Genomic DNA, 16686 nt, shown 5'->3' on the forward strand with positions numbered 1-16686 from the left:
CACGTGAACCATCCGAACCTGCGTCGGCGCGCCGCACTGCTTGCAGGGGCCGCGCTGATCACCACCGCCTTGGTGGCTCCACCGGGCTCCGCTGCACCAGGCACCGATGCGCCGTCCAGCAGCCGTTTCACCTTCGCGCCTGGGCGGTACGTCGTAACACTGGCCGACAAGCCGCTCGCGACGTACCAGGGTGGCGTGACCGGACTCAAGGCCACCAAGCCGGCAGCTGGTCGCAAGGTCGAGGTCAACAGCACGAGCGGGAAGGCGTACCGCGCCTATCTGACCGGCAAGCACGCAGAGGTTGCTGCGAAGGTCGGAGCACACGTCGACCAGGACTACTCGACCACACTGAACGGTTTCGCCGCTTCGCTGACCTCGAAGGAGGTCAACGAGCTCACCAAGACACCTGGTGTGATCGCCGTCGTACCGGACCAGCTGCACGTCGCCCTGGACGACCGCAACCCGACCGACTTCCTGAAGCTGTCCGGCCAGACCGGCGTATGGAACAAGCTCGGCGGTACGGCGACCGCGGGTCAGGGTGTCGTCGTAGGTGTGGTCGACACGGGCATCTGGCCCGAGAGCGCGTCGCTGGCCGGCCCCAAGCTCGGTACCGAGCCGCCGACGGCTGCGGACCCGTACCGTCCTTACCTCTCTGGCTCGACGACTCTGATGCACAAGGCCGACGGCAGCACGTTCACCGGCAGCTGCGAGGCCGGCCAGGACTTCACCGCCGACCTGTGCAACACCAAGCTCATCAGTGCGAAGTACTTCGGTGACGGGTGGCTCAGCCTGGTCCCGCCGGAGCGCCGTGCCGACTACGAGTCGCCGCGCGACGGTGAGGGCCACGGGACGCACACCGCTACCACCGCGGCAGGTCGTGCGGACGTGGACGTCGTACTGGGCGGCCGCGATCTCGGTACGGTCACTGGTGTCGCACCGGCCGCCAAGATCGCTGTTTACAAGGCACTCTGGTCCGGCAAGACGACCCAGGACTCAGGTGGATTCACGTCCGACATCGTCGCTGCAATCGACCAGGCCGTCGCGGACGGCGTCGACGTCATCAACTACTCGGTCGGCTCGACCTTCGAGTCCCCGGCCACGGACCCGATCCAGCTGGCGTTCCTGTCCGCTGCGTCGGCTGGTGTCTTCGTCTCCGCAGCCGGTGGCAACTCCGGCCCGGACGCGTCGACGCTCGACAACACCTCCCCCTGGGTGACCACGGTTGGAGCGACCACCGTCGCGCCGTGGAACGGGACAGTCGTGCTGGGCAACGGCCAGAAGTACTCCGGTGTGAGCACGACGGTCACGTCGCCGACGGGCAGCAAGCCGCTCGTCAACGGAGCTGCGGTCAAGAAGGACGGCGTGAGCGACGAAGACGCACTCATCTGTCTCGCGAACACTCTCGACCCGGCCAAGACGGCCGGAAAGATCGTCGCCTGCGACCGCGGTATCAGTGCGCGGGTCGACAAGTCCGCCGAGGTCCAGCGCGCCGGCGGCGTCGGAATGGTGCTGCTGAACCTCTTCGACCAGGACGTGGTCGGCGACTCCCACGTCGTACCCACTGTGCACCTGAACGCCCCGGGCTCGCTGTCGGTGAAGTCCTACGCGATGCAGGCAGACGCGACCGCTGAACTGGTACCGGGCAACCAGACGAGCACTACTACGCCGTACCCGCAGATGGCCGACTTCTCGTCGCGTGGACCGTCTCTGGCAAGCAACGGCAACCTGTTGAAGCCTGACCTCGCCGCACCGGGTGTCAACGTGCTGGCCGCTGTCGCGCCACCTACCAACGGCGGACAGAACTACGCGTTCCTCTCGGGTACGTCGATGGCTGCACCGCACGTGGCGGGTCTGGCAGCTCTGTACCTGTCGAAGCACCCGGACTGGTCGCCCATGGCGGTCAAGTCGGCGCTGATGACGACTGCCGGCAACGTGCTGACCTCTACTGGAGCCGTCAACACCAACCCGTTCGACGCCGGCGCCGGTGAGGTGCAGCCGTCGAAGATGCTGGACCCGGGCCTCGTCTACGACTCGAGCGACACGGACTGGCTGGGCTACTTGGAGGGCACTGGCGTCAAGACCGGTACCGGCGTACCGGCCATCAACCCGAGTGACTACAACGCTCCGTCGATCGCGGTCGGCCGGTTGCTGGGCACGCAGACGATCACCCGGCGAGTGACCGCTGTGACTCCGGGCCTGTACCGAGCGACTGCTTCGGTGCCGGGCATGAAGGCCGTGGTCACGCCGTCAATCCTGCACTTCAGCAAGGCCGGTGAGACGAAGACCTTCACAGTGAAGCTCACTCTCGACACGGCTGACTCCGGCACCACCACCAACGGCTGGCTGACCTGGCAGGGCGCCGACAAGGCAGTCCGTAGCCCGATCGTCGTCGTACCGACGTCCGCGCTCGCTCCGACTGCAGTAACCGGCACCGGCGCTTCCGGCTCTACATCGTTCACAGCAACCGTCGGAAAGGCTGGTGTACCGATCCGGTCGTACGGCGTGGTGTCGGCACCTCTCGTTCCTGGCGCGGTGCCTGCTGGCGCGGCGGATGCCGACCTTCCCAACTACCCGGTGACAGCGACCTCCCAGACCAAGGCAGTGCAGTGGAACATCAAGACCGTGGACCCGGCCGGCAGCATCTGGCTGGTGCTGTACAAGGTCGTGAACGGTCAGATGCAGTTGCTGTCGTTCGTCGGTGACGGATCGAACCAGGCGTCCGCCAGCGTGCCCGCGCCCACTCCTGGCGTGTGGGGTGTTCTGGCGATCACCCTGTCCAACCCGCCGGGTGCGAGCACGACGGAGTACACGATGCAGACGAACGTCGTGACCTCCTCGACCGGCAGCTCGCTCAAGGTCACGCCGTCGGTGGCACCGGCCGCGTTCAAGCCGTTCCAGGTGACGGCCTCGTGGTCCGGCATCCCGACCGACAAGCGCTCCACCGGCTTCGTCGAGTTCCCGAACCGGGCCGGGACGGTGGTGACGATCAACTAGGCCCTGTCTGGTGATCCAGACAGGGACTTAGATCCAGCGGCGGCGGGCGGCCTGGACGCCCGCCTGGAACCGGGTCTGCGCGCCGAGGGCATCCATCAGCGCGCGGACCCGGCGCTGGGTCGTCCGGGGACTGATCCGCAGCCGCCGGCTGATCATGTCGTCGGTGGCTCCGCCGGCCAGCAGCATCAGGATGTCGCGGTCCGGCGCCCGCAACTCCGCCACGTCGCCGTTGGCCTCCAGCTCCGGCATCGGTACGGCCAGTCCCCACAACATCTCGAACATCGCGATCAGCCCGTCGAGCAGACCGGACGACCTGATCAGCAGGTGGGACTCGGCGGGCGCCCGCTTCGTCAGTGCGACCAACGCCATGGTGTCGTCTCCGAGCACCATCTTCATCGGCATCTGCGGCAGCACCCGGCTCACCTCACCGGCTGCCCGCAGCTCCGGCAGCACCGCCATGACCTCCTCGGACTCGAACACCTCGAACCCGTAGATCGCCCGGTACACCAGCCCGTCCGCCAGCCGGTCCAGCTCGAGCTTCTGCTGCGACGCGGGCGGCGTCGAGTACGGCGGCCGATCCAGCGCCCGGACCTGCACCTGGCAACTGCGCTGCATCTCCTCGTACGTCCGCAGCAGTGTGTGCCCGTCCTCGATCAGCTCGACCTGGTTGCCCTCCAGAACCGGCTTCCCCCGAGCCTCCCGCAACTCGTCCGCCACTACCCGCAGCCGAGCCACCTGAGCATCCAGTTCGTCCAGCGGATCCACCACCGCACCGTCCGCCACCAGCACCACCCCTCACCAACCCGACCCAAACCCCCTCACACTAAACCGCGTCAAGTAACTCCTGGCACCGATGTCTCACGCACGGCTAGGGAGACGCACCCTAGGGACCGCAGTCGAGGCAGGGCCACGGGCGGCCGCAGCGTGAGCAGAGGCCGTCAGGAGCCGGTGCCGGCAGCCAGACCGTCTTCTCCTGCGGCTCGGGAGGTGGTGCGGCCGGCCGGACCGGCGGCGGGTCGAGCCAGTGCAGCCGGGTGTCGCCGTCGGCGGCGTGAACCGCCAGCAGTGCCTCGATGTCGTCCCAGGTCGAGGTGCTCGCCCAGCGGCCGAGCCACCTGAGCGCGACGGCACCATCGGACCACTCCGCACCTTCCGCGAGCATCCGGGAACCAGGGGCGGCGATGGGCCGGACCAGACGGAAGAGGCGAGCCTGTCGCTTCAGCGTGTTCACCTGCTCAGGGTCGCCCAGAACGCAGTGCGCACAACAGGTGTGGGCTGTGGGCTGTGGGAACAGCCCACAGCCCACATGCCCTTGTTTTCCACGGTTTTTGTCGGCGAGGGCTTGTAGCTTGTCCGGCACGCACCACATGAGCTCGAAGCGCGAACGGGGTGGTCCTGTGACCGAGACATCGATTGGGACATCGTTCGGCCCGTTGCTGCGGCAGTGCAGGCAGGCGGCCGGGCTGAGCCTGCGCCAACTCGCAGCACGGGTCGGGTACGACCACAGCTATCTGTCGCAGGTGGAGCGCGGGCAGCGGCCCGGCTCTGCGGACTTGGCCCGGCTCTGCGACCGGGAGCTCGGCACTGACGGCCGACTGGCTGCCACCTTCGAGCGAAGGCCCGCCCGCGCAGGTCAGCTCCGGCCGGAGGCCGACCCGTTGGAGACGGCGTGGCGAGGGCTGGTCGCGACGCTCGATGCCGGCGGACCGGTGCCCGACGACTACCGCAGTGTTCCACCGGCCTGCCTGCTACCGGAGCTGGTGAGGCAGCTGCACGGCGCTGATGGAGTAGAGGCAGCCGAGCTGAGCATGCTGATCGCCGAGACCCTCGCCAGGCTGGGTGAGCGAAGCACTGCCAGGCGCTGGTGGTGGGCCGCACGCGCGGCCGCGGACAGCGTCGGCGAGGGCCCGCTGCCGGCGCTGGTACGCGCCAAGGAAGCAATTACCGGTCTGGCCGAGCGACGCCCGTTGGCAGAGCTGCTCGAGCTCGCGGACGAGTCGGTCGCGCTGGACCTGCAGGCGCCGGGCGCAGCAGGCTGCGTGCCGCGGACAGCGCGGGCTCTCGTCCTCGCCGAGCTCGGACACACCCAGGACGCGCACCGCGCATTGCAGGAGCTGATCGGTATCGGCGACGAGCTCCTGCGCACCACCCCACAGGCCCAGCCGTACCAGTTGCACTGGGCCGAAGGACGGGTCTGCACCCTGCTGGGGTACGGCGTGCCCGGCTGTGTCCTGCTGGAGCGCGCCAGAGAGCTCTGCCCGGAGAGCTGGATCGGCGAGCGTGCACAACTCGACCTGTGCCTGGCCGAGTGCCTAGTGGTCGCGGGCGAGGTCGCGGCAGGCCTGGCCACGGCACTCCGGGTCCTCGTCGAGCTGCCGGACGAGTGGCACGACTCCTTGGTGTACGACGCTGCCGATCGAGTGCTGCGCGTCGTACAGGCAGAGCCCGGTGCAGCCGAGCTACGGCAGCTGCTGGCGCGATCGGCGTACCGGAGTGGTCGGAGTGTGGGCGGCGGGTCGAGCTGGAGGTGAGAGCAGGGGTAGCGTGCGGCGAGTGACAGGTGAACAGCGGGCAACGGTAGTGGCAGATGCGTGGGACTTCGCGGTCGAACTGCGCAGCGATCCGGCCGGTGCGGAGGCTCGGGCGGCCGTGCTTGCCGATCCGGCCTTCGGACAGTCGTTCACGGACCACATGGTCGTTGCGAACTGGTCGGTGGACCGCGGCTGGCACGACTCGAAGGTCACGGCGTACGCACCGCTGTCACTCAGCCCGGCGGCCGCTGTCTTCCACTACTCGCAGGAGATCTTCGAGGGCCTGAAGGCGTACCGGCACGCCGACGGCTCGGTGTGGGCCTTCCGGCCGGACCGGAACGCCGCTCGGTTCACCGCGAGTGCGGAGCGGCTTGCGCTGCCGCAGGTGCCGGAGGACGAGTTCGTAGCAGCCCTGCGTGCGCTGGTGACCGTTGACGAGGCGTGGGTGCCGTCGGCCGAGGACGGCGAGACCAGCCTGTATCTCCGCCCGTACATGATCGCCACCGAGGCCGCGCTGAGCGTCAGGCCCGCGCACGAGGTGCTGTTCGGCGTGATCGCCTCCCCCGCCGGCCCGTACTTCGACACCGGCCCCAAGCCGGTGTCCATCTGGCTCACGACCTCCACCATCCGTGCGACGCCCGGTGGGACCGGAGCGGCCAAGTGCGGCGGCAACTACGCGTCCAGCCTCGCCGGCCTGGCCGAGGCGGTTGCGAACGGGTGCGAACAGGTTGCGTTCGTCGATGCGGTCGAGCACAGGTGGCTCGAGGAGATCGGCAGCATGAACATGTTCTTCGTGTACGCCGACGGCCGGATCGCGACACCCGAGCTGAACGGCTCGATCCTCGAAGGCGTCACCCGCGCGTCCGTGCTCGAGCTCGCCGCCGACCTGGGCCACCCGGTCGAAGAGCGCCGCATCTCCGCCGACGAATGCAAGGACGGCATCCGCTCCGGGGAGATCACCGAGGTCTTCGCCTCCGGCACCGCCGCCGTCATCACGCCCATCGGCCGCCTCGCCTGGCCCGACGGCGACCTCACCATCGGCGACCACACCGTCAACCACGGCGTGGGTCCGGTCACCGCCAAGATCCGCACCACCCTCCTCGACCTCCAGTACGGCCGCACCCCCGACACCCGCGGCTGGCTCACCCGCCTGGCCTGATGCCGTTTGTCCCCGGCGCCGGTTAGGTTGGCGTCATGGCCCAGTCCAAGGCGAAGTCTCCGGCGATCGAGCTGGAGGTGGGTGAGCGAACCGTTCGGATCTCCAATCCGGAGCGGGTGTACTTTCCTGCGCGCGGGGAGACCAAGCTGGATCTGGTGAAGTACTACCTGTCCGTCGGAGACGGCATCGTCAACGCGCTGCGGGAGCGGCCGTGCATGTTGCACCGGTTCCCGGAGGGTGTCGCGGGCGAGAAGGTGCATCAGAAGCGGCTGCCGCACGGAGCGCCGCCGTGGATGGAGACCGTGCGGGTGAAGTTCCCGCGGTACAACCGGACCGCGGATGAGCTGTGCGTCACCGAGGTCGCCCACGTCGCCTGGGCGGTGCAGATGTCGACGGTCGAGTTCCATCCGTGGAACTCGCGGCGCGCCGACACCGAGAAGCCCGACGAGTGGCGGATCGACCTCGACCCGATGCCCGACTGCCCGTTCGATCGGGTACGTCGGGTCGCGCACACTGTCCACGAAGTGCTCGACGAGCTCGGCGCGGTCGGCTACCCGAAGACCTCCGGCGGATCGGGCATCCACATCTACGTCCGGGTCGAGCCGGCGTACGGCTTCTCCGACGTACGGCGGGCCGCGCTGGCGTTCGCACGTGAGGTGGAGCGGCGTGCGCCCGAGGACGTGACGACCACGTGGTGGCGCAAGGATCGCGACCCTCGATTGGTCTTCGTGGATTTCAACCAGAACGCCCGCGACCACACGATCGCGGCCGCCTACTCGGTCCGCGGCAACCCGGAAGGCACGGTCTCGACCCCGATCCGCTGGGACGAGATCGACGACGTGAACCCGAAGGACTTCACGATCGCCACCGTCCCCGCCCGCTACGCCGAACTGGGCGATCTGCACGCGACCATCGACGACAACGTCTACTCGCTCGCCACGTTGATGGAGTGGGCCGAGCGAGACGAACGCGAAGGCGCCGAGGAACCACCTCCGCCCGAGGACTAGCAGCTGGCGGACTGCCCGTTCGGTGTGCGGATCTGCGCCACTCATCAAGCTTCGCCTGAGGGCCGTTGTCACGCGTCGGCCTGCGGGCGAACACCCGATCGGACGACCTTGGTGAGTGGCTCAGGTCCGCATCTCCAGGCCATCACAATCGCATCGAGCTGCCGGCTCCACGCTGGACGAGGCTGACGACCGCTCGATTGTGATGGCCTGGGCGTCCGCCTCTACCCCGCCAGCCCGTGGTGCAGGAGGTTGGTGAGCGTGTCGATTGCGTCGTCGTCGGAGATGGTTCGGCCGTTGGACGGGTTGACGACGAGCCAGGTGTAGGCGAAGCCCTCCATCAGTGCGTTCATGGCGGAGATCGTGACCAGCGGATCGGCGGGCGGGTTCGGCAGGTGTGCGAAGTGCTCGACCATGTGCTGGTCGTCGTCGGCCATGATCTGCTGCAGCCGCCGCCCCAGCTCCGGGTCCGCCATCGCGGCCTGCTTCACCGCGATCATCTCCGGCAGATGCGCCTGGTAGAACCGCCAGAACGCCGCCACATGCCAGCGGATCGCCGACCGTTTACTGAAGTCGGCGTCGTGCCCGGCGTCGTCGAAGACCGCCTCATCCGCTGCCGCGAGCATGTCGCGAAGCAGCGCCTCGAGCAGCTCTTCCTTGCTCGCGAAGTGGTTGTAGAACGATCCCGTCGCGCGGCCCGCGGCCGCGGTGATGTCGGTGATCTTCGTGTTCAGGTACCCGCGCTCGGCGAAGACGTCGCGCGCGGCCTGCTTCAGCGCCACCTCGGTCCCGGCCGCCCGCTGCCGGCGGCTCACCGTGTCCGTCACGAGTACCTCCTTGACAGCGAACCCTAGTCCCGGACAAACTGAATCTGAATTCAGTGAATCATGATTCAGCCAAGGAGACCACCATGAACGTCCTGATCGCGGGTGCCGGACCGACCGGCTTGACCCTCGGTATCGAGCTGGCCCGGCGCGGCATCGCGGTCCGAGTGATCGACAAGGCGACCGAGTTCTTCAACGGATCGCGCGGCGACGGCCTGCAGCCGCGGACCCTCGAGGTGTTCGAGGACCTCGGCGTACTGGACGAGGTACTGCAGCAGGGCCGCCCGGTCCCGCTGATGAAGATCTATGTCGGCGGCCGGCTCGTCGACGAGCGCCGGATGGCCGACCCGGTCGAGCCCACACCTGACATCCCGTATCCGAACGGCCACATGCTCAGCCAGTCCCGCACCGAGAAGATCCTGCGCGACAAGCTCGCGGAGTACGGCGTGGATGTCGAACTGGCGACCGCGATCGTCGGCTTCACCCAGACCGCGGATGCGGTGACCGCCGAACTGTCGACCGGCGAGACGCTGGCCGTCGACTACCTGGTCGGTGCTGACGGCGGGAGAAGTTTCGTCCGCAAGCACCTGGGCGTCCCCTTCGAAGGGACGACCGACGAGTCGATCCGCATGCTGCTCGGGGACGTCGCGGCCGACGGTCTCGACCACGAGGTGGGCTACTGGTTCGGCGCGGCGGACAATCCGATGTCGGGCATCGCGATGACTCCGCTGTCCGGCGGCGATCAGTTCCAGTTCGGCGCTCCACTCGACGGCGAGGACGCGGACACTTCGCTCGAAGCACTGCAGGAGCTGGTCGACAAGTTCGCCGGCCCGGGAACGGCGAAGCTCCGCGACCTGACCTGGTCGACAGTGTGGCGTCCGAACGTGCGGCTCGCCGCGAAATTCCGGGTCGGCCGTGTCTTCATCGCCGGCGATGCCGCCCACGTGCACCCGCCGACTGGTGGTCAGGGGCTGAACACCGGCGTCCAGGACGCTTACAACCTCGGCTGGAAGCTGGCCGACGGACGTAAAGAGATACTGGCGACGTACGAGACCGAACGCCGCACGAACGCCGCGCGGGTGCTCGGTATCAGTCAGGACCTGATGCAGAAGCACGTCGACGGCGACGAGTCGGCTTTGGAGCGCGGCGAGAACACCCGCCAGCTGGACATCACGTACCGCGACCCGGCGGACGCCCGGCCCCTGGTCTCCGGGGACCGCGCCCCCGACGCTCCACTCACAGATGCCGAGGGCAACAAAGTGCGTCTGTTCGAGCTCCTCCGCGGTCCGCACGAGACCCTGCTGCGGTTCGCCCCCGCCACGGCGTCGCCCCACCCGCACGCAGTCGACATCACCTCACCCGAAGCGTTCGCGATCTACCATGCGCAGCCGGGCGACGAGATCCTGATCCGCCCGGACGGCTACCTCGCTTAGGATCCTGGACGTGCAGATCTTGGACTCAGCCGCCGCCTATGACCGTGCCGTCGAACTGGCGACGCGGGGGCGGCGGCAGATTCTGGGGATCACCGGGGCGCCGGCGGCGGGCAAGTCGACGTACGCCGAGCAACTCGCCGCGAAGCTGACTGCCGACGGACACAAGGTGGCGCTCGTACCGATGGACGGCTACCACCTCGCCCAATCGGTTCTGGAAGCTGAAGGACTGGCCGATGTGAAAGGCGCGCCGCGCACCTTCGACGGCTACGGCTTCGTCGCGCTGCTCAAGCGGTTGAAGGAATCACCCGACGAGCAGATCTGGGCGCCGCGCTTCGACCGCAGCATCGAGGACTCGATCGCCGCGAGCATCGGCGTTGCGGCCGAGGTCACGCTCGTCCTGACGGAAGGCAACTACCTGCTGCTGGACGAGCCGCCCTGGTCGACGGTCCGCGATCTGCTCGACCAGTGCTGGTACGTCGAAGTACCAGAGGACCTGCGCCACGAACGGCTGGAAGCCCGGCACCGCCTCTTCGGGAGATCACCCGAGGAGGCACACGAACGCACCTACGGGTCGGACGAACGCAACGCGCAGCTGATCGCCGCCAGCGCCCCGGCGGCGGACGCGATCATCCACCCTTGACGCCGACCCGGTCGATGAACGCGGCGACCCCGTCGAGGTAGATCTGCAGACCGAAAGCGAAGTCGGCGTCGCTGTCCTCCTCGAAGCTGGTGTCCATCGCGAAGACACCCGCGGCGATCACCTTCGCCACCGACGGGTACACCCGCGGATCCACGACCCGCGCGAGTATCGCGCCGTACTGCTGGAAGGCCGCCGGATTCTCGTCGAAGCCCGCGGCGAGATCGAACGCGACCCGCACCTCTCCCTGGACGTAGGTGATCAGGCCCATCACCACCCCGACTTTCGCCTCCTCCGCCAACCCCGTGTCCTCGAGCGCGCTGAGTGCAAGGTCGAACCAGGCCAGGTTGTTCGGCCCCGCCGGCGGACCTGAGATCGGGACCTTCGCGTACCACCTGTGCTTACGGATCGCGGTCAGGACGCCGTTCGCCCAGAACGTCAGACCGGTGCGCCAGTCGACGCCATCGGGCAGCGGTTCGGGACGTTCGAGAGCGGCGTCGGACATGAGGACGAACAGGTCGTCCTTGCTCTTCACGTGCCGGTAGAGCGCCATCGTGGAATTGCCGAGCCGCTCCGCGACCCGCGCCATCGAGACGGCGCCGAGATCGCCGTCTTCGTCGGCGATCGCGATCGCCGCCGCGACGATGTCGTCGAGCGTCAGCGACGGTTTCGGCCCGCGCCGCGGCGTCTCCCGCAGCCGCCACATCAGCGCGACGTCGGCCGGCAGCTCGTTGTTCTCCACCGGGTCAGTTTAGGGCTTGCCGGCCCATACTGCGTACCTGCTACGCTATTTAGCGTATTCGATACGCAGTAAGGAGGGGACGATGATCGTCGAGGCGACCGGCTTGCGGAAGTCGTACGGCGCGACCGAAGTACTGACCGGGGTCGACCTGAGCGTCGCGGAGGGGTCGGTGCTCGCGTTGCTGGGCCCGAACGGCGCCGGCAAGACCACCACGGTGCGGATCCTGACCACGCTGACCCGCCCGGATTCCGGTACGGCGACCATCGCGGGGTACGACGTACTCCGCGAACCGGCGCAGGTCCGCGGCGTGATCAGCCTGACCGGGCAGTACGCCGCGGTCGACGAGAACCAGACCGGGCGGGAGAACCTGGTGATGGTCGGCCGGTTGATGCACCTCGGCCGGCGTACTGCGCAGCGGCGAACCGGTGAGCTGCTCGAGCAGTTCGGGCTCACCGACGCGATGGATCGGCGCGTGAAGACGTACTCCGGCGGCATGCGGCGCAAGCTCGACCTGGCGATGAGCCTGATCGCGCGACCGCGGGTGATCTTCCTGGACGAGCCGACGACGGGGCTCGATCCGGCCAGCCGTTCGGCCATGTGGGACGCGATCGTCGAGCTGGTTCGCGACGGTACGACGATCCTGCTCACCACGCAGTACCTGGAGGAAGCCGACCGGCTGGCCGACCGGATCGTGCTGCTCGACCGGGGACGCATCGTGGCCAGTGGTACTGCGGACGCGTTGAAGACCCAGATCGGTGGCGAACGGATCGAGCTGCGCTTCACCGACGAGGTGCAGCTGCTGAAAGCGGCCGGTGTACTGAGCGGTGTGGTCGACCAGCTGGTGCTGAACGTTCCGTCGGACGGTACGGCGGCGCACCTGCACCAGGTCCTCGACGTACTGCGTGACAACGGGCTGACGCCGGAGCGGGTCTCGTCCCACCGGCCCACGCTCGATGACGTGTTCCTAGCACTGACCGCCTGAGAGGTTGCTGATGTCACACCAGGGAGTCGTCGCCGCCTGCTCGGACGCGGTGACCATGATCGACCGCAGTGTGCGGCTGGCGCGGCGCAACGTCGACACGTTGTTCGTGTCGCTGCTGCTGCCGTTGCTGATGATGGCGCTGTTCGTCTACGTGTTCGGCGGCGCGATCAACACGGGGACGGAGTACGTGAACTACGTCGTACCGGGGATCCTGCTGCTCACCACCGGGTACGGCGCCTCGTCGACGGCGATGGTGGTCGCTGACGACATGCACAGCGGGATGATCGACCGCCTGCGCTCGCTGCCCATCCACAGCCTCGCCGTACTGACCGGGCATGTGGTCGCAAGCGTCGCGCGCAACGCGACGTCGACGGCGATCGTCATCCTCGCCTCGCTCGCCATGGGGTTCCGCCCCGAGGGCGGGGCCGTCGACTGGCTGGCAGCGATCGGTCTGCTGTTGCTGTACGTCGTCGCGCTGTCCTGGCTCGCAGCGGGGCTCGGTGTGATCGCGAAATCGGTGGAGTCGGCCAGCACGCTCAGCTTCTTCATGCTGTTCCTGCCGTACCTGAGCAGCGCGTTCGTGCAGCCGGAGTCGATGCCGTCGTGGTTGCGGCCGATCAGCGAGCACCAGCCGATCACACCGGTGATCGAGACCGTCCGCAGCCTGCTGATCGGAACGCCGATGGAGAGCAACGGCCGGGTCGCACTCGCCTGGTGTTGTGGTCTACTCCTGTTCTCCGTCGTACTGGCGACTTCGCTGTATCGGAGACGGTCGAACCGCTGAACGAGCTTCTGATGCCGTTCGGCGAAAACTGCTGAGCGTGACCCCTTGGTCGGGTTAACGTCAAGGTCCCCCCCAACGTGTGGTGGTCCCACTCCCCCCGGGACCCACACGGACGAGCGCCCCGGTCATCGATCGGGGCGCTTTGTTTTCCCGATTTTTTCTTTCGAGGTCGTGTCGAATCCGGCCCCTCTGGTCCGACGTATCAGTAAGAGCGACCAAAGGAGAGGGTCAGAATGAACATCACCACCGACGTCCGGAACATGATCGTCACCATGCTGGCCGAGGGGAGCCCGGTCTGGTACGTGGCAGGCATGGTCAAGATGAGCAACCACGACGTCTACCTGGTCGGCCGCGAGGCCGGCTACCCGGACAAGGCCAAACTGCGCCGAGCCGTCTGGGCCGCCCGGAACCGCGTACTGCAAGCCGCCTGACCCGAATCCGTTCAGGCCGCTCGAACCGCCGCCTGCCCCGTGCTACCGGGGCGGCCGGCGGTTTTGTCTGTTTAGGGTGGATGCGTGGACGACGTCACTGTTGTGGACTATCACACGGCCGGGGAGCCGTTCCGGATCGTGACCTCGGTCGAGATCCCGGGAACCTCCGTGGCGGACCGCCGGGTCGTGGCGCAGTCGTCCGAGGCGATCGACGCCGTACGGCGGTTGCTGGTGAACGAGCCGCGTGGTCATGCGGACATGTACGGCGGGTTCGTCGTACCGGGTGATGACGACGGCGCCGACTTCGGCGTGGTGTTCTGGCACAAGGACGGGTACTCGACCGCGTGCGGGCACGGGACGATCGCGCTCGCGACCTGGGCGGTCGAAAGCGGTCTGGTCCAGGTAGCTGCTGATGGCGAGACGGATGTTGTCATCGACGTACCGTCGGGCCGGGTGACCGCTCGGGTCAGTTGCGCCGGTGGTTCGGTGGTGAGCGTTGCCTTCCGCAACGTTTCGTCGTACGTGCTGAGCCGTGGCGTGCAGGTGCCGACGGCGCGCGGGGAGGTGTTGGCGGACATCAGCTACGGCGGGGCGTTCTACGCGTCCGTCCTCGCCTCGTCAGTCGGTCTGTCGGTGACGCCGGCGTGTTACGCGGACCTGATCGCGATCGGCCGCGAGATCAAGTGGGCCTTGGACGCGGTCGCCGTACATCCTCACGATCCTCGCTTGAGCGGTCTCTACGGAACGATCCTGTACGACGATCTCGGGCCGGCGCACCAGCGCAACCTTGCGGTGTTCGCCGACGGTGAGGCCGACCGCTCCCCTTGCGGCTCAGGTACGTCGGCACGCCTGGCCCTGCTGCACAACGAAGGACACCTGCGCACGGGCGAGGTCCTGCGCCACGACTCCATCATCGGTACGACGTTCCTCGGCCGTGTCGTCGAGGAGACCCCGGAGGGCGTCATCACCGAAATCACGGGCACCGCCTACCGGACCGGCACGGCGACGTTCACCCTGGATCCACGCGACGCCCTCGGCACCGGGTTCACCCTTCGCTGATCTCAGATTGCGACCGCCGTCGCTGCGGTGACGGTTAGGTTTGTCCTCATGATCTTCATCACCGCGAAGTTCCGCGTGAAGCCCGAGCACGCCGACAACTGGACGACCATCACCGCCGACTTCACCACCGCAACCCGCGAAGAACCCGGCTGCCTGTGGTTCGACTGGTCCCGCTCCGTCGACGACGTGAACGAGTACGTCCTCGTAGAAGCCTTCGCCGACGACGACGCCGCCACACACCACGTCACCTCCGACCACTTCAGGGCCGCCCAGCAACACCTCCCACCCCACCTGGTCGAAACCCCCCGCATCGTCAACTTCAAACTCCCCCAAAACACCTGGTCCGAACTCGGCGAACTCGCCGTCAAGTGACTCGTTTGACAGTCGCTTCCCTCAACACCCGCGGCGTCCCACTCTTCAGCTCCGACCTACGCTCCCGTTACACCGCGATCGCCAAGGCCTTCGAGACGTCCGACACAGACGTGGTCAACCTGCAGGAGGTGTTCACCTACTACCACCTGCGCCTATTGCGCACGTCGATGCCGTCGTACCGCGCCAGCTTCCGCCCGTCCGCAGCCGGCCCGGCAGGCGGCCTGGTGACGTTCTCGCGCCACCCCGTCACAGGCACCACCTACAAGCGTTTCCCGACTCCTCCGGTCGCTGAAATCAGAGCTTTGCCACGCATGACTCGCCTGACCGCATCGCTCCAGGGCATGCTGCGCACAGGCCTCCCGGGCATCACAATCCTCAACACCCACCTCTCGGCCAACCGCGACGGGGACTGGTCTCCAACAAGCCGCTACCACGGGCTCCAACAGACCCAGTTGACGACGCTGGCGCAGTACGCCGGAACCGTTGAAGAGCCGGCGGTCCTCACCGGCGACTTCAACATCGCCCGCGACAGCTCGCTGTACCGCGACTTCCTCGGCAGCTCCCGCCTGACCGACGCCTTCGGCGACGACTGCCCACCGACCTTCCACCAGGCCTATCTCCCTCCGGACAGACCCCCGCACTGCATCGACTTCGTTCTACTCTCCGGTCCGAAGCTGACGGTCGAATCCGCCCACCTCGACGACAGCTACCCCAGTGACCACCTCGGCCTGACCGTCCGTCTGCTGATCTAAGAGGCGCGGGACGTCCGGAATATCCTGACGGCTCTCTCGCGAAGGGGCTTCAGGATGAACGGACAGGTTGTCTGGGATGCCGCGGTGATCGGCTGGCGCCGGTTGGCGGAGCTGCCGTCGGCCGACAGGGTATTCACCTGGGAACAGCACGGCGACGCCGACTGCTTCTGGTGGACCGGTCGGCCCGGCAAGATCGCGCATCAACTGTTCCTGAGTGCGCCGTCGAGCGAGGCAATGACCCGGTCGATTCGCCTGGCCCTGGGCTCACCGACCCCTCAGGACGGCTGCGACCTCTCCCTCCGCGTCCTCGATCGCCCGGATCTCGCGGCGGCACTCGACGAGCTCCATCCGACGTCCACCAACACCGCGCCCTTGATGCTCTGCGATCTCGCCAACCGCCCGCCGTCATCACCCTCAGAGTTCACCACCGGAATCATCAGCACTTCTGAGGAACGAGCCCGACTGCTCCGCATGGTCGGAGGCGTGTACGACGACCCAGACGGTCTCACCGGCTTCTTCCACGGCACGGGCGCCGCCGACATCGTCGGAGCCTTCGACGGCGACACCCTCGTGGCGTCAGCAACCGTCGTCACTGCCGGAGACACAGCCAACCTCTGGTCAGTCGCCACACCCCAAGAGGAACGCGGCCGGGGAGCAGCCTCAGCAGTAGTAGCAGCCGCCCTGGACCACGCAGCCGCCACGGGCTGTACCCAAGCAGGCCTCGGCACCTCAGACGAGCTCGTCCCCTGGTACACCCGCTTCGGCTTCACCAAGGTCGCCCGCGAACGCACCGCAACCCTAAGCAATCCCGTGCGAGCCGAGCACGGGCCGACCGCCTAGCTCACCGATCAACCTATCCGAGGGACTGGGGACACCCGCTGGGGCCTGCGAACAGGCTATGTCCTGTCCCCAGTCCCCGGCGCCTGTTCCCAGTTAACGCCTCGCTCTTCGCCGCGCGGCTTCGCCGAACAGGGTTTGACAC

Annotated in this window: 17 protein-coding genes; 13 read left to right on the forward strand and 4 right to left on the reverse strand. The window is 67.5% G+C overall.

Annotation, left to right across the window (positions count from 1 at the left end):
* Positions 1-3 precede the first annotated feature (3 nt).
* On the forward strand, positions 4-2994 hold the full coding sequence (locus tag EV137_RS41860; protein ID WP_202871148.1) for a S8 family peptidase: 2991 nt from the start codon (positions 4-6) through the stop codon (positions 2992-2994).
* 27 nt (positions 2995-3021) lie between these two features.
* Here the strand turns inward: EV137_RS41860 and EV137_RS25200 are convergent, their stop codons facing one another.
* Both EV137_RS25200 and EV137_RS25205 read right to left on the reverse strand, forming a co-directional pair.
* Positions 3022-3777, reverse strand: coding sequence for a helix-turn-helix domain-containing protein (locus EV137_RS25200; protein WP_134007127.1), 756 nt, complete (start codon positions 3775-3777; stop codon positions 3022-3024).
* 100 nt (positions 3778-3877) lie between these two features.
* Positions 3878-4225 (reverse strand): hypothetical protein, encoded by a 348-nt coding sequence (locus EV137_RS25205; protein ID WP_134007125.1) that lies wholly within the window; start codon positions 4223-4225, stop codon positions 3878-3880.
* A gap of 166 nt (positions 4226-4391) precedes the next feature.
* Here EV137_RS25205 and EV137_RS25210 point away from each other — a divergent pair, with 166 nt between their 5' ends.
* From EV137_RS25210 to ligD, 3 genes are read left to right on the forward strand one after another with little or no spacing between them, the layout of a single operon-like run.
* On the forward strand, positions 4392-5525 hold the full coding sequence (locus EV137_RS25210) for a helix-turn-helix domain-containing protein (protein ID WP_238175543.1): 1134 nt from the start codon (positions 4392-4394) through the stop codon (positions 5523-5525).
* Positions 5526-5538: 13 nt separating this feature from the next.
* Positions 5539-6684, forward strand: coding sequence for a branched-chain amino acid aminotransferase (locus tag EV137_RS25215; RefSeq protein ID WP_134131056.1), 1146 nt, complete (start codon positions 5539-5541; stop codon positions 6682-6684).
* Between the two features lie 35 nt (positions 6685-6719).
* Complete coding sequence (gene ligD, locus EV137_RS25220; protein ID WP_134131057.1) at positions 6720-7691, forward strand: non-homologous end-joining DNA ligase; 972 nt, start codon at positions 6720-6722, stop codon at positions 7689-7691.
* A 221-nt stretch (positions 7692-7912) separates the two neighbouring features.
* Here ligD and EV137_RS25225 read toward each other — a convergent pair whose 3' ends face one another.
* Complete coding sequence (locus tag EV137_RS25225; RefSeq protein ID WP_202871149.1) at positions 7913-8515, reverse strand: TetR/AcrR family transcriptional regulator; 603 nt, start codon at positions 8513-8515, stop codon at positions 7913-7915.
* An 83-nt stretch (positions 8516-8598) separates the two neighbouring features.
* Here EV137_RS25225 and EV137_RS25230 point away from each other — a divergent pair, with 83 nt between their 5' ends.
* Positions 8599-9945, forward strand: a complete 1347-nt coding sequence (locus EV137_RS25230) for an FAD-dependent monooxygenase (RefSeq protein ID WP_134131058.1) — start codon at positions 8599-8601, stop codon at positions 9943-9945.
* 10 nt (positions 9946-9955) lie between these two features.
* Positions 9956-10585, forward strand: a complete 630-nt coding sequence (locus EV137_RS25235) for a nucleoside/nucleotide kinase family protein (RefSeq protein WP_134131059.1) — start codon at positions 9956-9958, stop codon at positions 10583-10585.
* Here EV137_RS25235 and EV137_RS25240 read toward each other — a convergent pair.
* Positions 10572-11324 carry a TetR/AcrR family transcriptional regulator gene (locus EV137_RS25240; RefSeq protein WP_238175544.1) on the reverse strand — a complete coding sequence of 251 codons (753 nt, stop codon included), beginning with the start codon at positions 11322-11324 and terminating at the stop codon, positions 10572-10574. The two genes, EV137_RS25235 and EV137_RS25240, sit on opposite strands and share 14 nt — an antisense overlap.
* A gap of 82 nt (positions 11325-11406) precedes the next feature.
* Here EV137_RS25240 and EV137_RS25245 point away from each other — a divergent pair, with 82 nt between their 5' ends.
* The 7 genes from EV137_RS25245 to EV137_RS25275 all read left to right on the forward strand — a co-directional run bounded on the left by EV137_RS25245 (position 11407) and on the right by EV137_RS25275 (position 16544).
* Positions 11407-12306 (forward strand): ATP-binding cassette domain-containing protein, encoded by a 900-nt coding sequence (locus tag EV137_RS25245; protein ID WP_134131060.1) that lies wholly within the window; start codon positions 11407-11409, stop codon positions 12304-12306.
* 10 nt (positions 12307-12316) lie between these two features.
* On the forward strand, positions 12317-13090 hold the full coding sequence (locus EV137_RS25250) for an ABC transporter permease (RefSeq protein WP_134131061.1): 774 nt from the start codon (positions 12317-12319) through the stop codon (positions 13088-13090).
* 233 nt (positions 13091-13323) lie between these two features.
* Entirely contained in the window at positions 13324-13521 is a 198-nt protein-coding gene (locus EV137_RS25255) for a hypothetical protein (RefSeq protein ID WP_134007109.1), read from the forward strand.
* Positions 13522-13605: 84 nt separating this feature from the next.
* Complete coding sequence (locus EV137_RS25260; RefSeq protein WP_134131062.1) at positions 13606-14580, forward strand: proline racemase family protein; 975 nt, start codon at positions 13606-13608, stop codon at positions 14578-14580.
* Between the two features lie 48 nt (positions 14581-14628).
* On the forward strand, positions 14629-14952 hold the full coding sequence (locus tag EV137_RS25265) for a putative quinol monooxygenase (protein WP_134131063.1): 324 nt from the start codon (positions 14629-14631) through the stop codon (positions 14950-14952).
* Complete coding sequence (locus EV137_RS25270) at positions 14949-15704, forward strand: endonuclease/exonuclease/phosphatase family protein (protein ID WP_375372040.1); 756 nt, start codon at positions 14949-14951, stop codon at positions 15702-15704. Before EV137_RS25265 ends, EV137_RS25270 begins: the two co-directional genes overlap by 4 nt.
* 54 nt (positions 15705-15758) lie before the next feature.
* Complete coding sequence (locus EV137_RS25275) at positions 15759-16544, forward strand: GNAT family N-acetyltransferase (RefSeq protein WP_134131065.1); 786 nt, start codon at positions 15759-15761, stop codon at positions 16542-16544.
* The last annotated feature ends 142 nt before the right edge of the window (positions 16545-16686 follow it).

This window comes from Kribbella pratensis, from assembly GCF_004366075.1.
Classification (GTDB): Bacteria; Actinomycetota; Actinomycetes; order Propionibacteriales; family Kribbellaceae; genus Kribbella; species Kribbella pratensis.